The 21947-nt window shown below is 47.5% G+C and carries 17 protein-coding genes; all 17 read left to right on the forward strand.

Translation table 11 applies throughout. The annotated features are described in order from the left end of the window. Nucleotides 1-100 precede the first annotated feature (100 nt). The 17 genes from BM613_RS05930 to BM613_RS06010 all read left to right on the forward strand — a co-directional run bounded on the left by BM613_RS05930 (nucleotide 101) and on the right by BM613_RS06010 (nucleotide 21928). Complete coding sequence (locus tag BM613_RS05930; RefSeq protein ID WP_219930643.1) at nucleotides 101-1411, forward strand: HD domain-containing protein; 1311 nt, start codon at nucleotides 101-103, stop codon at nucleotides 1409-1411. After that, complete coding sequence (locus BM613_RS05935; protein ID WP_245926269.1) at nucleotides 1411-2847, forward strand: sigma-54 interaction domain-containing protein; 1437 nt, start codon at nucleotides 1411-1413, stop codon at nucleotides 2845-2847. Before BM613_RS05930 ends, BM613_RS05935 begins: the two co-directional genes overlap by 1 nt. Nucleotides 2848-3158: 311 nt before the next feature. Beyond that, nucleotides 3159-4271 carry an L-erythro-3,5-diaminohexanoate dehydrogenase gene (kdd, locus tag BM613_RS05940; protein ID WP_245926270.1) on the forward strand — a complete coding sequence of 371 codons (1113 nt, stop codon included), beginning with the start codon at nucleotides 3159-3161 and terminating at the stop codon, nucleotides 4269-4271. 30 nt (nucleotides 4272-4301) lie between these two features. Continuing rightward, the gene (gene kamA / locus BM613_RS05945; protein WP_245926271.1) at nucleotides 4302-5603 is read left to right on the forward strand and encodes a lysine 2,3-aminomutase; all 1302 of its coding nucleotides are present in this window, start codon (nucleotides 4302-4304) and stop codon (nucleotides 5601-5603) included. A 29-nt stretch (nucleotides 5604-5632) separates the two neighbouring features. Beyond that, on the forward strand, nucleotides 5633-6673 hold the full coding sequence (gene kamB / locus BM613_RS05950; RefSeq protein ID WP_109430248.1) for a lysine 5,6-aminomutase reactivase subunit KamB: 1041 nt from the start codon (nucleotides 5633-5635) through the stop codon (nucleotides 6671-6673). Then, nucleotides 6674-8290, forward strand: coding sequence for a lysine 5,6-aminomutase reactivase ATPase KamC (gene kamC, locus BM613_RS05955; protein ID WP_109430249.1), 1617 nt, complete (start codon nucleotides 6674-6676; stop codon nucleotides 8288-8290). Nucleotides 8291-8328: 38 nt separating this feature from the next. After that, nucleotides 8329-9939 (forward strand): lysine 5,6-aminomutase subunit alpha, encoded by a 1611-nt coding sequence (gene kamD / locus BM613_RS05960; protein WP_219930644.1) that lies wholly within the window; start codon nucleotides 8329-8331, stop codon nucleotides 9937-9939. A 2-nt stretch (nucleotides 9940-9941) separates the two neighbouring features. Further along, nucleotides 9942-10694, forward strand: coding sequence for a lysine 5,6-aminomutase subunit beta (kamE, locus tag BM613_RS05965; protein WP_425450688.1), 753 nt, complete (start codon nucleotides 9942-9944; stop codon nucleotides 10692-10694). A gap of 349 nt (nucleotides 10695-11043) precedes the next feature. Further along, entirely contained in the window at nucleotides 11044-13047 is a 2004-nt protein-coding gene (locus tag BM613_RS05970; protein ID WP_245926272.1) for a heterodisulfide reductase-related iron-sulfur binding cluster, read from the forward strand. Between the two features lie 62 nt (nucleotides 13048-13109). Further along, a complete protein-coding gene (gene fdhD / locus BM613_RS05975) occupies nucleotides 13110-13901 on the forward strand; it encodes a formate dehydrogenase accessory sulfurtransferase FdhD (RefSeq protein WP_109430251.1) in 792 nt (263 codons plus the stop codon). Nucleotides 13902-14021: 120 nt separating this feature from the next. Beyond that, nucleotides 14022-15194 carry an acetyl-CoA C-acetyltransferase gene (locus BM613_RS05980; protein WP_109430252.1) on the forward strand — a complete coding sequence of 391 codons (1173 nt, stop codon included), beginning with the start codon at nucleotides 14022-14024 and terminating at the stop codon, nucleotides 15192-15194. A gap of 21 nt (nucleotides 15195-15215) precedes the next feature. Further along, nucleotides 15216-16067 (forward strand): 3-hydroxybutyryl-CoA dehydrogenase, encoded by an 852-nt coding sequence (locus BM613_RS05985; RefSeq protein ID WP_109430316.1) that lies wholly within the window; start codon nucleotides 15216-15218, stop codon nucleotides 16065-16067. A 117-nt stretch (nucleotides 16068-16184) separates the two neighbouring features. After that, complete coding sequence (locus BM613_RS05990; RefSeq protein ID WP_425450689.1) at nucleotides 16185-17336, forward strand: acyl-CoA dehydrogenase; 1152 nt, start codon at nucleotides 16185-16187, stop codon at nucleotides 17334-17336. Nucleotides 17337-17357: 21 nt separating this feature from the next. Next, nucleotides 17358-18500, forward strand: a complete 1143-nt coding sequence (locus BM613_RS05995) for an acyl-CoA dehydrogenase (protein WP_109430254.1) — start codon at nucleotides 17358-17360, stop codon at nucleotides 18498-18500. Nucleotides 18501-18568: 68 nt separating this feature from the next. Then, nucleotides 18569-19522 (forward strand): methylmalonyl Co-A mutase-associated GTPase MeaB, encoded by a 954-nt coding sequence (gene meaB, locus BM613_RS06000; RefSeq protein ID WP_109430255.1) that lies wholly within the window; start codon nucleotides 18569-18571, stop codon nucleotides 19520-19522. 126 nt (nucleotides 19523-19648) lie between these two features. Beyond that, nucleotides 19649-20173 (forward strand): DNA-directed RNA polymerase subunit delta, encoded by a 525-nt coding sequence (gene rpoE, locus BM613_RS06005; protein ID WP_245926273.1) that lies wholly within the window; start codon nucleotides 19649-19651, stop codon nucleotides 20171-20173. Between the two features lie 144 nt (nucleotides 20174-20317). After that, nucleotides 20318-21928, forward strand: a complete 1611-nt coding sequence (locus tag BM613_RS06010; RefSeq protein ID WP_109430256.1) for a CTP synthase — start codon at nucleotides 20318-20320, stop codon at nucleotides 21926-21928. The last annotated feature ends 19 nt before the right edge of the window (nucleotides 21929-21947 follow it).

The raw sequence follows: 21947 nt of genomic DNA on the forward strand, positions 1-21947 counted from the left end.
TAAAACCAATTCGCGACGAGCGTGTGATCTCCTGCTTTACGGGATTGTCGGTTATTGGTAGAGTGGGAAGGTAGAGATCTTTTGTGCGGGGAGAATTGGCGTGAAAAGTTTTCGCGATCCAGTGCATAATCTGATTGTATTTCAAAATGAAGATCAAATTGTGGTTGATCTTGTAAATACCAGAGAGGTTCAGAGATTGCGCCGAATTCGCCAACTAGGACTAGGGAACATTGCCTATCCAGGGGCGGAACACTCGCGATTTGTCCATTCACTAGGTGTAGCGCATTTGATGCGTCGTTTTTTGGATGATCTGCGTGAAGGGGCTGACGAGCAAACGAACCGCTTGCAGCGAGACTTGCAAAACTATCGGGTCTTGGCGTTAGCTTCTGCCCTTTTGCACGACATTGGGCATGGCCCTTTTTCTCATGCACTAGAAAGTGTGACAAAGATCCGACATGAGCGATTTACAAGTGCGATTTTGCGTTCTCATATGACGGAAGTGCATCAAGTTCTGGAGTCTTTTGAAGAGGGGTTATCTGCACGGGTTGCGAGCGTGATTGAGCGAACTTTTGAACCTTCGCGCGCCCTGGTTAAACTTTTATCTAGCCAGCTTGATCTTGATCGGGTGGATTACTTATTGCGTGATGCTCTGATGACGGGAGCGGGCTATGGAACATTTGATGTCGAGTGGTTATTACACGCGATGCGGATTGGCGAAGTTGATGGGGAACCTGAGGTGGGACTCGATCTGAAAAAGGGACAGAGTATAGCAGAAGACTATATTATGTGCAGATACTATATGTATCTCCATGTCTACTTTCATCGCACGACGCGTGCGGCTGAAGTCATGGTCGAGAAACTGTTGCAGAGGGCGGCAGAAGTTCGCGCTTTTTTGCCAGGTTTCGATGGATTAAATGCTTTGTTGCAAGGACAAATTGATCCTAACGACAGCACATCGCTTACTCTTTATTTACAATTAGATGATGGGGTTCTCTGGACAGCGATGCATTTTTGGTCGCGCCATGAAGACGTGATTTTGCGGGACTTTTCGCAGCGCTTGCTACATCGTAAAATTTTCCGCGGCATCGAAGTGGAATCTGAAGAGGAGGCGCAAAACGTCAGATCCAAGCAATGCAAACAGGCGATCGCAAGGGGCATGGATCCCGAGTATTATGTAATCGATGATCAGGCGGCGAGTCATGCGTATTCTGATCCGTATCTAGCGCCTCCGATTTCTGAGCAGGTGAAAGAACCTGCCAAAGTACGTTCTGCAGAAGCGTCAGAATCGATCTACCTCTTTGATGAGGAAGGAAGACCGCATGAATTATCTGAAGCCTCCTTCCTTGTGTATGCGGTTCGCAACCGCAGCGTGTATGCGCGACGTGTGTTATTTCCGGAGGAATGGGCATAGTGGCAGAACAACGCTCGCATTGCGATTTGTGGTTAGCGGAAATTTTAAACGTTGTTGATGTGGGGATTCACGCAGTCGATATTCAAGGGGTGACTATTTACTACAACCAAAGTGCAGCCAAATTGGATGGAGTAAATCCTCATGAAGTGATCGGACGACATGTACTTGATGTTTTTCCTTCGCTCTCAGAAGAGACGAGTTCGCTCCTGCGCGTGTTGCGCTCTGGCGAAAAAATTTCCCATCGTCAACAGACATACACGAATTTCCGTGGGCAAGAAGTGCACACCTCCAATACGACCATTCCGGTCTATTCTGGAGCAAAGCTGATCGGTGCGCTTGAAGTTGCAACAGACATGACAGAAGTTAAGCATCTCGCAGAGAAAGTTGTGAACTTGCAGGCGGCAACCATGCCGCAGCAAAAGAAGCATCCCGCAGGGGGAACTGTTGACTATACACTTTCTCACTTGATCACGAATTCAGCGTCTGTGAAAGCAGTGATTATGTTAGCACATAAGGTGGCCCACACTTCCTCTCCGGTGCTCGTGTATGGCGAAACGGGAACGGAAAAGGAACTTTTAGTGCAAGGGATACACAGTGCAAGTCCGCGAGCACAGCAGCCATTTATTGCGCAAAATTGTGCAGCTTTACCAGAGCCTTTGCTAGAAGGAATTTTATTTGGCACGGTGAAAGGGAGTTTCACTGGTGCTGAAAATCGCCCTGGCTTGTTTGAACTTGCGCATGGAGGAACGCTTTTTTTAGATGAGTTGAATTCAATGCCGCTTGATTTACAAGCGAAGTTGTTACGTGTCTTAGAGGACCATAAAGTGCGGCGTTTAGGAGATAATAAACTCATCCCAGTCGATGTACGCATTATGGTTGCGATGAATATAGATCCTGAAGAAGCTGTTCAAAAGGGGATTTTGCGGCCTGATCTATATTACCGCATTCGTGTTGCTGCATTGCATTTACCGCCACTGAGGGAGCGTCGTGAGGATATCCCCTTACTCGTCAATCACTTTGTTCAGGTATTTAATCATCGCTTTGCAAAACATGTTCGTGAGATTGCTCCAGATGCATTGAATTTCTTACTTCACGCAGAATGGCCGGGGAATGTTCGAGAGCTAAAACATGCGCTTGAGGCAGCCATGATCGTTGTTGAAGGAGATCGTATTGAATGTGACCATTTGCCAATCTACCTGCAAAATGGGAGAGGAAAGACCTCTGATTCGCCTTCTTGGACTGTTTCAACGCTAGCAGAAGCAAACTCGGAAGAAGTGTTTATGCCGATCAACCTGAAGCAAAAGTTGGCTGAAGTTGAGCGGGAATGGTTACATCAGGCCTTGCAAAAAGCAGATGGCAACATTGCATTGGCAGCAGAATATCTAGGGTTGCCTCGGCAAACGTTACAATCCAAACTAAAAAAGTATGGGGTTTGAACAGTTTTTATTGAATCATGTATAGTTTTCCTGCAGATGAGCCAAAATAAAAGTGCGATGGATGAGAGGGTGTGGTTGCGTTGGAAAACGAAACTCAGCACTCAGCGGAAGATGATACGTCCACTTCGTGAGAAGCTGGAGGGATGTGCTAAAGACAACTCCACAGTTGTTTCCGCGTCTATTTTAGCTTTCGGGAAGGGAATTTCTATCTGACGATTCTTCCATCGCAAAAGGGGACCTACGGGTTCCCTTTTTTTGTGCCGAAAAATCGGCTGGTTTGAACTCATATAAATTCTTTTGTCTCACTTTTTATGGGGATCACGTCTTGTGATCCCCTTGGCATAGAAGTTGCTTTAATGTTGGTGATGTTGGTACGAGGGGAGTTGTTCTTGTTGTTAGATCCATATGGGTTACAGCGGGTTCTGGAGCCACGTGGTGCCATGCCACAACCGGCTTGGAAAATTGACAATACAATGACGTGCGGGGCGGATGAAGTACTCATTGCAGTAGAGACATTAAATATCGATTCTGCTAGTTTTACTCAGATTAAGCAGGAAGTTGGATCTGATGAGATTGCGGTTGCAAAGCGTATGAAGGAAATTGTAGATCAACGTGGCAAGCATCATAATCCGGTCACTGGGTCTGGAGGCATGTTGATCGGACGCGTAGAGGAGATCGGTCCCGCATCGTCAAAGCGTGCTGAATTACAGGTGGGCGATCGCATTGCAACGCTTGTCTCCCTTTCATTAACACCACTGCGAATTGACAAAATCACGCACATCGAACTCGGAACAGGACAAGTCGATGTGATTGGCAAAGCTATTTTATTTGATCGCGGGATCTATGCAAAAATGCCGGATGATCTTCCTGACCGCGTCGCGTTGGCAGTTTTTGATATTTGTGGCGCACCAGCACAAACTGCACGGATTGTAAAGTCTGGACAGACGGTGATTGTACTTGGAGCTGGTGGAAAATCAGGGATGATGGTTTTAGCACAAGCGCGCCGAAATCTCGGCAAAACAGGACGGCTTATCGCTTTAGAATATGACGAAAAATCGGCAAAAAAAGTTCAGGAGCTTGGGTATGCAGATGATGTTCTCGTTTGTGATGCGCAAAATCCGGTGGAGACGTTAACTACAGTACAGGAAGTAGTAAAGGATCAGCTTGCAGAGGTAACCATTAATTGTGTAAGCGTCCCTGGCACAGAACTTGCTTCTATCATGGTTACGAAAGATCGGGGTCTCATCTATTTTTTTAGCATGGCGACGAGTTTTACAACTGCTGCACTTGGCGCAGAAGGACTTGGAAAGGATGTCGACATGATGATTGGCAATGGGTATGCGCAGGGGCACGCGGATTTGGCGTTACATCTCATTCGCACAGAACCTGCTTTACGTGCAGCGTACGAGCAAAAATGCAACTAATTTGATCTAGATCTGGGGGAGGGAATTTCAGTGAGTGTAAAAGAACATGACATTCTTTATGGAAAAAAACAGCGCCATTTTCGGGATATTCCCCTTTGGAAAGACGTTACGGATGAGCAATGGAATGATTGGAAATGGCAATTGACGCACACGATTGATACAGTTGAAGATCTAGGGCAAGTAATCCATCTGACAGAGGCGGAAATTCAAGGAATCAGTCGTGCGGGGAAAGACTCCATCCCGTTACGAATTACACCTTACTATGCGATGCTGATGGATCCAGATGATCCGAATTGCCCGATTCGTTTGCAAGCTGTGCCCATTTCGACAGAACTCACCCGTTCGCCCTGGGATATGGAGGATCCATTACATGAAGACGAGGATGCCCCGGCGCCTGGCCTGACACATCGCTATCCGGATCGAGTCCTCTTTCTAATTACCAATCAATGTTCTATGTACTGTCGCCACTGTACGCGCAGGCGCTTTTCTGGGCAAGTGGGCCATGCAGTGCCTAAACCACAACTTGATGCGGCGATTGATTATATTCGACGCACACCACAAATCCGTGACGTTTTACTTTCTGGCGGCGATGGGCTACTTGTGAATGACCGTATTCTTGAATACATCATATCGAGTTTACGAGCAATTCCTCACGTGGAGATTATCCGAATTGGTACGCGGGCACCTGTCGTTTTCCCACAACGCATTACAGAAAATCTTTGTAATATATTAAAGAAATATCATCCAGTTTGGTTAAATACGCATTTCAATCATCCGGATGAGATTACTCCTGAGGCGAAAAAAGCGTGTGAAATGTTGGTAGACGCTGGAGTGCCAGTGGGCAATCAGAGTGTTTTGTTGCGCGGGGTGAACGATTGTACTCACGTGATGAAGGATTTGTTGCACCAATTAGTGAAAATTCGGGTACGTCCTTATTACTTATATCAATGTGATTTATCTGAAGGCATCGAGCACTTTCGCACGACCGTTTCGAAAGGAATCGAGATTATGGAAGAATTGCGCGGTCATACGTCAGGATATGCGATTCCGACGTTCGTCGTAGATGCGCCGGGCGGAGGAGGGAAGATCCCTGTGATGCCGCAATACTTAATCTCACAAGGACATGGAAAAGTCGTACTGCGTAACTTTGAAGGCGTGATATCCGTATATCATGAACCGACATATGAAGATAAAGGATGTCCGCCCTCTTGTAAGCATGACCATCAAGAAGAAACGATTGGTGTGGCTAAATTGCTGCACAACCAAGCGGTCAGCTTGGAACCGCAAGGTTTAAAGCGAGCTGTGGCGCACCGCCATCATGAAGAGGGATAAAAGCTGTGAGTCGCCGGGAGAAAGCAAGCATGTGGAAGCGTATAGATGAACTCGCCGTCCGCGACCTTGCAATCGTTGGCGTGAGTAAACACGCAGGGAAGACGACTGCGTTGAATCGCTTAATTCAGGACGCCGCCTTAACTAAGCGGCGTCTCGCTATTGCAAGTATCGGGATTGATGGGGAGCGCGCCGATCATGTACTTGGCACAGTTAAACCAGAAATTTGGGTCCCAGCTCACACGCTGTTTGCTACTGCGGGATCTGTAATGTCTACCGCGAGTGCGGCGGTTGAGTGGAAAGTACCGACAGGCATCTATTCACCTCTAGGTGAAGTATGGATTGGTGAAACCATCACACAAGGGACGATTTGTTTGGCTGGGGTCAGACAATTGGCCCACTTACTCACTGTAAAAGAGATATTTCGTAAGTTTGCTGTAGATCATATCCTCTTTGACGGCGCGTTATCCCGTCTGATTGCCACTCATCCTCTCGTGTCTGATGGAGTGATTGTATCAACGGGGGCTGTTGTCGGTCCGCTTTCTGAAGTGGTGAAAGTGACGCAGGGAATTTTGCGCAAGTTAAATTTGCCTGCGTTTCCTGACCCATTTTTAAGGGAATTACCGATAGACGACGCTGGGGTTTTTGTGGGGAAAATGTTCCCTCGAGTGGATCATGCAGATCATTTCAGTGAATTTGAATTGGGAGAGATCGAACATTATCCCAATGCGAGTGCATTTACTGTGGATATACGAGGACAGGTGGCGTTAACCGAAGAGCATCGTTTATTTATCTATGGCGGAGCCGTCACTGACGGTGTGCTCCGTGGGTTGCAGAGTCGAAAGGCGCCTGTTTTTGTAGTTGCAGCGACACCTGCTCATGTGTTTGTATCTGATCTTGCTTGGCGGTCGTTTACTCGTGCCGGACACCATCTTTTCGTGCGCTTTGCGACACGAGTGATTGGGGTTACAGTGAATCCGACTTCTCCGAAGGGGACGATGATCGATCGGGAGCAACTCCTGCGGGGAATCGAATCGCTTACGGACGTTCCAGTATGGGATGTGATGGAGTAGATGCAAAAGCCATTTTTAAATCAATGGACCTACGAGCAAATCCAATTTTCGACTGTGCAGGCGATGGTAAAACCACTGACTGCAGCTGGGCAACGCTTAGCTCGATCAAGAACACCGTTTTTATGTGGGGATGAAGCACTGTGGTTGGCAGATCAAGAAGACGCACATAAGCTTTCTGCCGCGCTCTCACTCCCGCAGCGAAATGGGAAAGAATTGCGCGCAAACGTAGTGGCTCAGTTTATGTCGATGCCAGACCTGGAAGAAATTTTACGTTTATTACAACATGGTGAATCCTTGTTTCTCGAGCATATGGCGAACCTCAAACGCTTTTTCTACTTTGCTTGGCAACTTGGTGGGTATTTGCGTGAAGCAGACTTACACTTTGTCTGGTGGAATATCGATGCGGTGCCGCTTCTATCCTGTTTACAACAATCTGGATCAGCATTCACACCCACTTTTTCACTCGTCGAAGTAGGGGATGTCAGGCTGCGTGAAGCGCGTGCTGAACTAGAAGCGACGATACAAAAGCGGGGACAGCTTGAGTACGCCTTTTTAAATCAACTGAAAGAGCGGTATAAAATCTCGTTACGTCGCGATCAAACGCTGGTGATTGGTCTTGACTATGTCGATCTTTTACAACAAGCGCGGTCAGATCCTCAGTTGCAAATGCGCATGCAAACGATGTTTGAAGTGGTCTTTGCACCGATTTGGCCATCTGAGCGCGATGCTTGGATCGAGTTAGAAGCGAAACAGCGCGCAGACATAGCAGAGCTTGAACAGTCTTCCTTGCAAATGCTTACGCAACGGCTATTCCCTCTGCGTGAACGCATCGTTGCCCTTGTAAATCAAGTTGCACATTTAGACGAGTTGCTCGCGCGCGTCGCTGTGCATAAAGACCGCGGGTATACATGGACGGCATTATCATCCCATGACATTCAGTTAGTCGGCGGGTATCCGGTAGAGCATCCCGAGTTTACACCCATTGATTTAACCTTACACAACTCGATTTCCGTATTGACAGGCCCCAATATGGGAGGGAAAACGGCGGCGCTTAAAACGGTACTTACTGCGCTTGTTTGTCACCACTATGGGTACCCGGCACCCGTGACTGCATTTTTTGCACCATTATATGCACATGTGCGTTATGTAGGTGGGGATGCTCAATCCTTGCAATCTGGATTGTCTTCCTTTGGGGCTGAAATCGTTGCAATTCAAGAAGCGCAGAGTTTGCCAACTGCGTTTGTTTGTTTTGATGAAGTGGGGCGCAGCACAAATCCTATAGAAGGAGCGGCCTTAATCGAGGCGATTTTGCGTGAAGCACAAGTCGCGATGCAGAGCCAAATTCTCTGTGCGACGCACTTTCCGATTCGTTTGCAAGCACCAGTTTCCTATTTTCGTATAAAGGGGGTTCAAATGGATAAACTTCCCCTGGATCAAGTAGTAGAGGATTTATCAAAGCGTCTCGCTCTATTGCAGGAAGCGATGGATTACCACATAGTTGAGCAAACGTCAGGCGACGTTCCGCAGGAAGGATTGACGATTGCGAAGTGGCTAGGACTTTCTGATTCCGTCGTGCAAACTGCAGAGAGCCTTGTAAGAGGGAAAAAGAAGGGTTGAAAAATGAGGAAGGCATGTAGGATGAAGGGGTGATTTTGGTGAGTAGCAAGTTATATCTTGATCCGCAATTGATTGATCAAGCGCGTCAATATGCGTCAGCGATTGCCGATGATGTTGCGCGTTTTATCGCAGATAAAACAACTGTTGCGACGGAGCGTACCGTCTTGCGCTTATTGGGACTTGATGGTGTTGATGCAGAATATGTTCCATTGCCAAATGTAGTTGTAGACCATGTTCACGATCGCGGACAATTGCAACATGGAATTGCGCGGTTTGTGATCAATGGCATGATCCAAACAGGATGGTCGATCCAACAACTTGGTGAGGCAGTAGCTTCAGGGGCAATAGATTTATTAGCCTTACCGATGGCGCCTGAGAGTGAGTTAATCGATCTTGGCAAGCAGGCTGCAGACGCTGCACTTGCTAAAATTCGCGCGAATCGTGAGCGACGTGATCAACTTTTACAGAAACTTGGAGAAGGGCCACAGCCGTATATTTATGTGATCGTTGCTACAGGGAATATATATGAGGATGTTATCCAAGCGCGCGCTGCGGCCCGCCAAGGCGCTGATATTATTGCAGTGATTCGCAGTACAGGCCAAAGTTTACTCGATTATGTGCCCTTTGGCGCGACGACAGAAGGATTTGGCGGTACGTACGCAACGCAGGAGAACTTTAAGATTATGCGGGCGGCTCTAGATGAAGTCGGGGAAGAGATCGGCCGCTATATACGACTGTGTAATTATTGCTCCGGGTTGTGTATGCCGGAGATTGCTGCTATGGGTGCACTTGAACGGTTAGATGTCATGCTAAATGATGCACTCTATGGAATTTTATTTCGCGATATCAATATGCAACGAACCTTGATCGACCAAAACTTCAGTCGCATGATTAATGCGTATGCAGGGGTCATTATCAATACGGGGGAGGACAATTATTTAACCACTGCAGATGCTGTAGAGGCGGCGCATACAGTGCTTGCCTCTCAATTAATCAATGAGCAGTTGGCGTATCGCTCAGGATTGCGCGCGAATCAATTAGGATTAGGCCATGCATTTGAAATGAATCCCATGATCGAAGATGGATTTTTACTTGAATGGGCACAAGCATTGATGGCTCGGGAAATATTCCCTGAAGCGCCCCTTAAATACATGCCACCTACAAAACATATGACAGGAAATATTTTTCGAGGTCATGTGCAAGATGCTCTCTTCAATTTGATTGGGATTGCAACTGGCCAAGGAATCCAATTATTGGGAATGATGACAGAAGCGATTCACACGCCACTCATTCATGATCGGCAACTTGCCATTGAATCTGCAAAGTACATTTTCAATAATGCACGCCATTTGCAAGATGAACTGGAATTTAAACGCGATGGATTGATGGTCAAACGCGCAGCACAAGTGTTAGAAGAGGCAGTTACACTGTTGCGTGAGATCACACAAAAGGGACTTTTTAACGCCATCTCTGAAGGGATGTTTGCAGATGTAAAGCGTGCGATTACAGGAGGCAAAGGACTAAAAGGCGTGCTTGTGCGATCACAACAGTATTTCAATCCACTGGAAACGGCTTTGCGAACAGAACTAGGGTTACCTCCAATCGAGAGTTTGCTTGCGTCAACGCCTAATGAAAAAAGGGGAGAATGAGTGTGCGAGACTTCAAACATGTGCGACCTTATGGCGATACATTTAATGATGGTGTCGTGCAGTTTAGCTTCTCTTTACCTGTTCCCTTTGGCGAAGAGGCAAAGGAAGCTGCACGGCAATTTGTTGCAAAGATGGGGGTCCTAGAGCCGCGCGTTGTGCATAGTCAGGATCTAGGGGAAGAGATGACATTTTTCGTCGTCTATGGGAATGCGCCGTTTGAAATTGACTTTACAAGTATAAAAGTTCCTAAAGTAGAGAGTCCCGTGATGGACTTTTACGAAATCAACCAGTTTATTCGCGAGCAAATCGGGCGTAAAATTGTTGTCATTGGTGCATGTACAGGAACAGATGCACATACAGTCGGCATTGATGCGATTATGAACATGAAAGGATATGCAGGTGAATATGGACTTGAGCGCTATCCTGAGATTCAGGCGTATAATCTAGGGAGCCAAGTACAGAACGAAGAGATGGTCCGAAAGGCGATCGAACTTCAGGCCGATGCGATTCTTGTTTCCCAAGTGGTCACGCAAAAGGATGTTCATATTCCTAATTTAGGGGAACTTGTCGATTTGCTTGAGGCCGAAGGTCTGCGCAAGCGAATCGTGCTGATCTGTGGAGGGCCGCGGATTAGTCACGAGTTAGCCCTTGAGTTAGGGTATGATGCGGGTTTTGGACCTGGGACGCTGGCGCCTGAAGTGGCATCGTTTATCGTCCACGAAATCGTTAAGCGTAAGTTGGCTTTCCACGAATGAGATGAGGCGATGACAAATGCATGTCATTTTATATTCTCAGGCTACTTGACAGAAGTGTCAGGTAGCCAAGGTTTGGCTTGGGCGTTTAAAAATCCCCTTTGAAATTCGCGATATCTATGGTACAAAGGGTGCAGTAGAGGAGTTAACGCGTCTTGGGATTTCATCAGTTCCTGCCTTTCGAATTGGAGATGTGTGGATTGAAGGGTTCAAACCTTTAGAAATCCTCGAAGTCGTAGCTTCTCAACACGAATGAATGATTGGCCACTCATTGTTCGGGTGTCGGGAAAAGTGTCAATCTGCTTGACACGGAGTATGTTGCATCCGCATAGTGGCAATGGGGAGGAGTGATTTGACTTTGCATACATTAAACATCATTGCTTTTACGATTCTCGCTGTCGCTGCTTTGTACGGATTTTTTGGGGGATTGTATCAGCGATATGAATTTCTTACTCTGGGACAACCGATTGATCGCAGCGATCGTCGGGGGGAACGATGGCGCAGTTTTGCGCAGAATGTCTTGGCGCAAGGGAAGGTGCTTGCAGAACCATCGGGAATCGGTCACTTTTCCATTTTCTGGGGATTTATTCTACTTGGGTTTGGAGAACTGGACTTTTTCTCCTACGGGTTATTTGGAGTTCATATTCCAGGGTTTACAGCTCCATGGTTCACATTTACGCAGGAGATGTTGGCGACATTTGTCTTCGTTGCAATTGTCATAGCGGCTATTCGCCGGTATATCTGGCGGCCAATGCGGACAGAACCCACATTTGAGGCAGGATTTATCTTATTTCTGATCTTTGCCATCGTGGTTACATTGTTTGTGGTAGGGGCATTTAGTGCATTGCAGCAAGGGAGTATGCCTGGGTCTGCGGCGCCGATGTCTAATCTTGTGGCTTCGTGGTTTGTAGGGGTAAGCCCTACGGTCGCAGGGATTGTTGTGCAACTCGCGTTTTGGATTCATACCCTAGCTATTCTGGGCTTTCTTGTCTTTATTCCGCGCTCAAAACATTTGCATATGATCGGGGCCATGTTTAATTCGTATTACCGTAACCTCGGGCCCGTTGGCAAGATTCGCTCATTGGATTTAAGTGACGAAGCGGTAGAGGAATTTGGGGTAGGGAATATCACACAATTCACTTGGAAACAGTTGCTTGATGGATATGCCTGTACGGAGTGTGGAAGATGTCATGTCAGTTGTCCAGCGACACTAACAGGAAAAGATTTGTCGCCTAAATATTTGATTCTTAAGATGAAGGATCACTTAATTGAAACGGCGCCGGCACTGCTTGCTCAGAAAAAAATGGCAGCTGGTGCAGAAGACTTTTCACTTGCGACCGCACTTCAAGGAATGCCACAGCTCATTGGTGATGTGTATACGGAAGACGAGATCTGGGCGTGTACAACTTGTCGTGCATGTGAAGAAGCCTGTCCAGTGTATAATGAGCATGTGAGTCTCATTGTAGATATGCGTCGCAATCTTGTCTTGACGCAAGGGAGTGCACCAGGCGAAGTAAACCGCACATTTACGAATCTGGAGCGTCATTCAAATGAATGGGGGCGTCCACGTTCCGCCCGCGCCGAATGGGCAGAAGGGCTTGATATCCCGTTGATGTCAGAACTAGAGGAACCTGTTGAATACTTGTACTACGTGGGGACTGCGGCTTCATTTGATGTGCGCAATCAAAAAATTGCACGCGCTTTTGCTCAACTACTCAAACGGGCTGGCGTGAGCTTTGCGATTTTGGGGAAAGAAGAAGAGAGCGATGGAGATTCTGCTCGGCGTTTGGGGAATGAATTTTTGTATCAGGAATTGGTCGAGCGCAACATCGAAATTTTTAAGGAATATGGGATAAAGAAGATCATTACGACAGATCCACACGCCTATAATGCGTTTCGCAAAGAATACGTAGATTTTGGGTTTGAAGCTGAAGTGATTCATCATACAGAGCTTCTTGCACAGTTGATTGAGCAAGGGAAACTGCAGCCAAGTAAACGTGTAGAACGTAAAATCACTTATCATGATTCTTGTTATTTAGGTCGTTACAACGGAGTTTATTCAGCACCACGCTACATTTTAAGCAAAATTCCGGGTCTTGAGCTTGTTGAGATGGAGCGTAACCGCAACAAGAGTATGTGTTGCGGGGCCGGGGGCGGATCGATGTTCAAAGAAGAGACGGGTGAGCAACGCATTAATGTATTTCGCACCGAACAGGCTTTGGAGACGGGTGCAACAGCCATTGCGACAGCCTGCCCGTACTGTATGACGATGATGATCGACGGGACCAAGGCAAAAGGTGTGGAAGATGAGATCGACACTTACGACATTGCAGAGTTGCTGTTGCAGGCCATCTAGAGGGCAATGGAATACTGTAGAGTGTATGAAGATCCGCAGGTCGTAGCGATGGGAGGAAACGGATGGATCAGCCGCTTGTAAATCTGCGCCATGTATATGAATTTGAACAAGGGAAATACGTGGAGGCCACAACAGATGTGGTTGCGGAATACGCTCTTACAGTTTTTGTGAATGGACAAGAATTTGCAACGCTCGTGTGTACGCCTGCAAAACTACAGGAACTTGTACTTGGTTTCATCGCCTCTGAGGGATTGATCATTACGATCGATGAAGTGCAATCTCTTGAAGTAAACGAAGAGTCTGGTATGGCCTATGTACAATTGCACAAGAATGTCGAGATGAATCCCGATCATTTTACGAAACGCTATATCTCTTCATGCTGTGGAAAAGGGCGGCAATCCTATTATTTTTATAATGATGCGCAGACTTTGCCGATCCTGACGGAGGGGCCATGGCTTTTGCCACAGCAAGTTATTGCGCTTGTGCAACAGATGCAGCGACATTCGACCCTGTTTTTAAATACGGGTGGTGTACACAACGCAGCCTTGTGTGATGTCTCTGGCATTCTTGTAGCGCGAGAGGATATCGGTCGACACAATGCACTCGATAAACTGTATGGCTATATTTTACAGAACCGTGTTCCGGTCACGGATAAAGTCATGGTGTTTAGTGGCCGTATCTCATCGGAAGTATTGTTAAAGGTCGCGAAGATGGGGATAGGGATATTGCTTTCAAAGTCAGCGCCGACAGAATTAGCATTGCGAATGGCGGATGATTTAGGGATTACGGCAGTTGGGTTTGTTCGCGGAGAACGTTTTAAAGTCTATACTCACCCAAGGCGTATCTTACTTTAAAATCACGAGAATGTCTGACTACTCTATCCGTACAGCATCAAATATGTTAGTCTGATAGTGACAAGACTGAACGCTCAGTCGCCCGAAGACAGTCACCTCAGAAAGTGGAGGGATGAAGTCATGCGAAGTGTAATTGTATCAGCGGCGAGGACCCCGTTTGGAAAGTTTGGCGGGGCGTTGGCTTCCATGAAAGCGGTTGACCTAGGGGGCATCGTCATTCAAGAAGCACTTGCCCGAGCTGGGGTAGATCCGGCTTCCGTAGACGAGGTCATCATGGGGATGGTTTTACAAGGAGGGGCGGGGCAAATCCCTTCTCGTCAAGCAGCGCGAATTGCGGGCCTTCCTTGGGATACACCTACAGAAACGATCAACAAAGTATGTGCCTCTGGTTTACGGGCTGTTACGATGGCCGATCAGTTTATTCGCGCTGGTGACATCGAGGTTGCAGTGGCCGGGGGAATGGAGAGCATGTCAAATGCCGTCTATGCCTTGCCACGCGCGCGCTTTGGATTGCGCATGGGAGATGGCACAGCCATCGATCTCATGCAGCACGATGGGTTGCTTTGTGCTTTTCACAACGTGCATATGGCGGTGCACGGGTCACATGTAGCAAAAGAGTATGGAATCACGCGGGAAGCGCAAGACAAGTGGGCGCTGCGATCTCATGAGCGAGCACTTCGCGCGATGGACGAGGGGTTGTTGCGTGAGGAGATCGTTCCAGTGCGCGTGAGTGGGAAAAAGGGCGATGTCATCGTTGATACGGATGAAGCACCGCGTCGCGACACCAATCTAGAAAAATTAAGTGCGCTTGCACCTGTGTTTGATTCTGCTGGGACCGTAACAGCTGGAAATGCCCCCGGTGTGAATGATGGGGCCGGAGCACTTGTTGTCATGAGCGAAAAACGTGCAAAGGCCGAACAGCGCGAAGTGTTAGCAACCATTCGCGGGCATGCGGAAGTGGGGGCGGATGCGCCCTATATCGCAACTACGCCAGGCCTTGCCATATTAAAGTTACTTAAAAAGACGGGAGTTTCCCTCGAGGAAATTCGCTTGTTTGAAGTGAATGAAGCGTTTGCAGCGGTGACACTCACTAGTCAGGAAATTGTAAAATGGGATCCTGAAAAGGTCAATGTAAATGGGGGTGCTGTTGCTTTTGGGCATCCGATTGGCGCGAGTGGCGCGCGGATTTTAATGACTTTAATTTATGAATTGCGCCGACGCGGCGGCGGTCTTGGGATTGCAGCGATTTGCAGTGGTGCGGCGCAAGGAGATGCAATATTGGTGGAAGTCTAATTTGAAGAGGGGTTTGGTATGGTGAGTTTTCAGCGTGTGATGGTTGTAGGCGCAGGACAGATGGGGAGCGGAATTGCTCAAGTCGCTGCGCAAGCAGGTTGCGATGTCATTTTGCAAGATATCAAGGAAGAGTATACGGAACGTGGCATGCGTACCATTGCAACTAGTTTGAACCGTTTTGTGAAGAAAGGTCAACTCACAGAAGAGGAGTCAGCGCAAATCCTAAAGCGCATCACGCCGACGACAGAGATTGAAATGGCGCGTAACGCAGAAATTGTGATTGAAGCGGCCACAGAGCAAATGGCGATCAAAAAAGAGATTTTTAAAAAGCTAGATGAATTTGCTCCACAACAGACGCTGCTTGCGACGAATACTTCCTCCTTACCTGTTACGGAACTCGCTGCTGTCACAAAGCGTCCTGATCAAGTCATTGGTATGCATTTCATGAATCCTGTACCTATGATGAAACTTGTCGAAGTCATTCGTGGATTACAAACTTCAGACGAGGTATTTCAAGCGGTGATGAATTTTTCTGAAGAACTTGGTAAGAAACCGGTGGCTGTACAAGATTTTCCGGGATTTATCTCGAATCGTGTGTTGATGCCAATGATCAACGAAGCAGTGTATTGCTTATATGAGGGTGTGGCAGAACCACAGGCAATTGACGAAATTATGAAGCTCGGGATGAATCACCCGATGGGTCCGTTGCAATTAGCAGACTTTATAGGATTAGATACCTGTTTGTACATTATGGAAGTTTTATATGACGGGTTTGGAGATTCGAAATATCGTCCTTGTCCGCTATTGCGTAAGTATGTGGCTGCTGGATGGCTTGGCAAAAAGACTGGTCGCGGATTCTATGTTTATGAATGAAGCGAAGACGTTTACATTGGAAACTGGCAAAGACTCAGCAGCACAAAACTCAACTGCTGATTCTGAATGCTTCTATAACGTTTGAGAGTTGGTTTTAGTTGGAATGAGGAAGGAGGAATGGGCGTGGAGTTGAGACTGAGCTCTGAGCAGGAGGCCATGCGCAAACTGGTTCGCGATTTTGCAGGGCGCGTGATTGCGCCGCAGGCGCAGTCCATCGATGAAACGGACGCATTTCCTCGCAGTATTGTTAAACAAATGGGTGAATTGGGTCTGCTCGGGTTGCCGATCCCCGAAGAGTATGGAGGCGTCGGTGCAGATTACGTTTCCTACATGCTGGCAATTGAGGAGATCAGTTATGCGAGTGCAGCGCTTGGCGTAATTCTCGCCGTGCACACATCAGTAGGAACCTTACCCATTTATCATTTTGGAACGCCGGAACAAAGGGAACTCTATGTCCCTAAGCTCGCCACAGGCGAATGGATCGGTGCTTTTGCACTAACAGAGCCTAATGCTGGATCAGATGCACAAAGCATCCAAACACGTGCTGTGCGAGATGGGGATTTTTATCGTTTAACAGGAAATAAAGTATTTATTACAAATGGTGGCGAAGCAGACGTTTATACAGTGTTTGCTGTGACACAACCTGGAATGGGCGCGCATGGAATGTCTGCGTTTATCGTCCCGAAAGAGACAAAAGGCTTTCACGTAGGGAAAAAGGAACGTAAGATGGGACTAAATGGTTCATCTACTGCCGAACTTATTTTTGACGAAGCATGGGTGCCAGTAGAAAACCGACTGGGCGCGGAGGGCGAAGGATTTAAGATTGCGATGTCACAACTCGATGGAGGGCGCATCGGGATTGCCGCCCAAGCATTAGGTATTGCGCGTGCCGCATTTGATGCGGGAAAGCAATATGTTGCGCAACGGCGACAGTTTGGGCGACCACTCGCCGATTTTCAGTCCATACAAATTACACTCGCCGATTTAGCAATGCAAATTGAGGCGGCCAAACTGCTGACCTATCGCGCTGCCACATTGCGAGCAAGGAATGCACCTTGTACCATGGAGGCGTCGATGGCAAAACTTTTCTCAACAGATACCGCTATGCACGTGACAACGGAAGCAGTCCAGTTATTTGGGGGTTATGGGTATACAAAGGACTATCCTGTTGAGCGGTATATGCGTGATGCAAAAGTTACGCAGATCTATGAAGGAACAAATCAAATTCAGCGCATCGTGATCGCCAAGAGTTTGGCGAATAAAGAGTAAATTTAGGGGCGATAAAAACGTATGAATTTTACATTGACTGAAGAGCAGGAAGCACTGCGCAAGCTCGTTCGCGATTTTGCGATGAAGGAAGTAGCTCCATCTGCCGCACAACGGGATGAAGAAGAAGTATTTGACCGGGCCATTTTCAATAAAATGGGCCGCATCGGTTTGACAGGAATTCCTTGGCCGGAAGAGTATGGGGGCGCGGGACTTGATTTTGTCAGTTACGTGATTGCAGTAGAAGAATTATCGCGTGTATGTGCATCGACTGGTGTAACTCTATCGGCTCATTTATCACTCGCTTCGTGGCCTATCTTTAAGTTCGGGACGGAAGAACAGAAGCAAAAGTACCTGCGGCCCTTGGCGCTGGGAGAGAAATTGGGTGCCTATGGACTTACCGAACCAAGTGCAGGTACAGATGCAGCAAGTCTTCGGACAACTGCAGTGCGTGATGGGGACGAATATATTTTAAATGGCACAAAGATGTTCACGACAAATGGCGGCGAAGCAGATATTTATGTCGTGTTTGCAACCACAGATGCAAGCAAAAAGGCAAAAGGAGTTACGGCATTTATCGTTGAAAAAGGAATGCCAGGCTTTACATTTGGCAAGAAAGAAAAGAAGATGGGGATTCGGTCATCCCCGACTGTGGAATTGATCTTTGATCAGTGCCGAGTTCCAATGGCCAATGTACTTGGGGAGGAAGGTCAAGGGTTTAAGATTGCGATGATGACGTTGGATGGTGGGCGTAATGGCATTGCCGCTCAAGCTTTAGGTATCGCTAGTGGAGCGCTGGATGCGGCGCTAGAGTATGCAAAAACGCGGACGCAATTTAATCGCCCGATTACCGATTTTCAAGCAATCCAATTTAAATTGGCAGATATGGCGAAACAAGTTGAAGCTGCTCGCTTATTGACGTATCAAGCTGCATGGTTGGAAGATAACCAACTTCCGTACGGGAAGGCCTCGGCGATGGCGAAGGTTTTTGCATCCGATGCTGCCATGTACGTGACAACTGAAGCGGTGCAAATTCATGGCGGCTATGGGTTTACACGAGATTATGCCGTAGAGCGCTTTATGCGTGATGCGAAAATTACGCAAATTTACGAAGGAACCAACGAAGTGCAACGCATCGTCATCGCGGGCCATGTCCTCAAAGATTAGCAGAGATACAGAGAGCACGCATGTGTAGAATGTAAACAGGTTTGTCGTGAAACGGGGAGTTTTACACAGTGGAGCAGTTTGTCAAAGAGCTTGCACGTGGAAATCCACGTGCAATCGCACGTGCGATCACCTATATGGAGGAAGGTACTGAGGAGGCAAACGAGCTATTGGCTCGATTACAAAGTCCTTTGGGGGCCGTCCGTCAAGTTCATATCATAGGGATCACTGGAGCACCAGGAGCAGGGAAGAGTTCGCTTGTTGATCAACTCATGGGGTATTTGCGGAGTCAAGGTTTGCGTCTGGCTGTACTTGCCATCGATCCCAGCAGCCCATTTACTGGGGGGGCTGTTCTTGGGGATCGTGTTCGTATGATGCGACATGCACTTGATTCAGGGATCTTTATTCGAAGTATGGGAACGCGGGGGAGCGGGGGAGGGCTCTCCCGTTCTGTTCGTGATGTACTGCAAGTCTTGTCTTATGCTCCGTTTGATGTGATTTTGCTTGAGACCGTTGGAGTAGGGCAGGCAGAACTTGATATCGTTTATGTAGCAGATACGGTAACGGTTGTCTTAACACCTGTTGGAGGAGATCAAGTACAAGCGGCAAAAGCGGGGCTCATGGAAATTGGTGATGTCTTTTTGATCAATAAAGCGGATATTCCAGGAGCAGAACGCACAGCAAAAGATGTGCGAGACATGCTCCACGTTGCGGATCACAAAGAGGATTGGGAACCGCCTGTGGTACTTGTCTCCGCATTACAAAATACAGGGATTGCGGAGTGGTGGGCAGAATGTGAGCGTCACTTTGCGTTTTTAGCTCAGGAGGAGCGACTACAAACGCGTAGAGGGCGTGCGCGTGTACAGGCGATGCGTGAGTTGCTGCAGCAAAATATGTGGCGAGAGATGGAGCGTAAATTGCGTCTGGACGAGCGGTATATTCGTTTGCAAGAGTATGTACAAAGTGGGGAATGGTCGGTGCAACGTGCTGTCCGTGAAATTCTACACGATATATTCAAGGAATAGGGATTGCAAGGAACTCTTGGACGCTCTTTTTATAGGAATTTTCGCTATAACGCATTGCGGCTGAGAGGCAAGTGTGATTTAATGATTTAATGATCAAGAGATGATGCATGAGTAGGAGTGTGCAAAGTGACAGTTCAGGTAAAGCTGGCCGATCGAACGGCAGAACAACTGCGCGAGATGCCACTGATCGAGATTGCGTACGAGTTACTTGCAGAAGCAAAAGAACCGATTTACTATCGCGATCTGATGGGAAAAGTGGCAGGGCTCTTAGGGCTGACACAGGCAGAGATCGATGCGGTGATCGCCCATTTGTATACGGATATCAATATAGATGGCCGGTTTTTATGCATTGGGGACAACGTGTGGGGACTGAAGCGTTGGTACCCAGTGGAACGCAGTACAGAGCGCACATCGAGTCGTCGTTTTGTCCGTAAAGAAGCGCTCAGCTTAGATGATGAAGACGATCTTGAGGTCGATGATCTCGAACTCGAAGAACTGGAGTTAGAAGAGGAGCCGCCGTTTGTTTTGGCAGATGATGAGGATCTTCTTGAAGAAGAGGATGAAATCGTCGACGACGAACTTGAGTTTCTGGATGCCGAAGATGAAGTGGAAGATCTTGTTGAGGAAGAAGAGGAAGGCGAAGATTTTTGATTGTGCGGGCGTTTTCGCGCAATGCTTGACAGAGTCATTCCCTTCTCGGTACGATAGGCAAGTCAATTGGATGATGTGCATGTAGTGCGTTCTGGCAAAGCCAGGACGTTTATTTTGTGATCGTAGGAGCAGGGGGCAAATGGCGTGACTAAGTATATCTTTGTAACTGGGGGCGTAGTGTCTGGCCTCGGTAAAGGAATTACAGCGGCCTCATTAGGCCGTCTGTTGAAAAATCGGGGATTACGCGTGACCATACAAAAGTTTGATCCCTATATTAATGTGGATCCTGGTACCATGAGCCCCTATCAACATGGCGAAGTCTATGTGACGGAGGATGGCGCCGAGACGGACTTGGATTTAGGCCATTATGAGCGGTTTATCGATATTAATCTAACGCAAGACAATAATGTGACATCTGGTAGAGTATATTTTTCTGTTTTAAATAAAGAGCGTCGCGGCGATTATTTGGGTGGAACCGTACAAGTCATTCCTCACATCACAAATGAGATCAAGGAGCGTCTCATGCGTGCAGCCACAGAAGAGACGGATGTCGTGATTACAGAGATTGGTGGAACAGTTGGCGATATTGAAAGTCTCCCATTTCTTGAAGCAATTCGAGAAATGCGTCGCGATATTGGTCGTGAACATGTGATGTATATTCATGTCACACTGATCCCCTATCTGCGCGCTGCCGGAGAAGTAAAGACGAAACCAACCCAACATAGTGTAGCCGAATTGCGCAGCATTGGGATTTCACCTCAAGTTATTGTGTGTCGTACAGAAGTTCCACTCAGTGATGAAGTAAAACGTAAGATCGCATTATTCTGTGACACAGAACCGGAAGCGGTGATCGAGGCGCGCGATGCGGACACCTTATACGACGTGCCGCTCATGTTACAGGAACAAGGACTCGATGATTATGTAGTTCGCTATCTCGGACTGGAATGTGCAGAAGCAGACATGACAGAATGGAAAAACCTAGTAGATAAAATTAAAAACATCCATCAAACGGTACGCATTGCGTTAGTCGGTAAATACGTCGCGTTGCGTGATGCGTATCTTAGTGTAGCGGAAGCACTCTTCCATAGTGGGATTGCCAATGGCACACAGGTAGAAATCGAGTGGTTATCGTCAGAGGAACTGACGGATGAAAATGCGGAAGAATTGTTGGGGAACGTGGATGGTATCTTAGTTCCAGGTGGGTTCGGCGATCGGGGAATTGAGGGGAAAATTTCTGCTATCCAGTTTGCAAGAGAACACGATATCCCGTTTTTTGGAATATGCCTTGGGATGCAGATGGCTGTCGTAGAGTTTGCGCGCCATGTGCTAGGGTATGAAGATGCCCATAGTTCAGAAATCAACGAACTCACTACGCATCCTGTGATTGATCTGTTGCCCGATCAAAAAGATGTGGAGCACAAAGGCGGAACGATGCGACTTGGACTTTATCCGTGTTCAATTCGTGAAGGGACAAAAGCAGAACGTGCTTATCAGATCAAAGAAGTTGGAGAGCGCCACCGCCATCGTTACGAGTTTAACAATGCATATCGCGCGCAAATGCAAGAAGCAGGTTTATTGATCAGTGGTACCTCCCCGGATGGAAGATTAGTAGAAATTGTAGAATTGCAGAATCACCCATGGTTTGTTGCTGTGCAATTCCATCCAGAGTTTACTTCTCGCCCCAATCGTCCACAGCCGCTGTTTCGTGACTTTATCGCGGCGGCGGTTGCTTACAGCCAACTAAACAGAAGGTAAAGCAGGAACATTTAACAAA

Origin of the sequence: Sulfoacidibacillus thermotolerans (assembly GCF_003144315.1) — a bacterium.
GTDB lineage: Bacteria > Bacillota > Bacilli > Alicyclobacillales > SLC66 > Sulfoacidibacillus > Sulfoacidibacillus thermotolerans.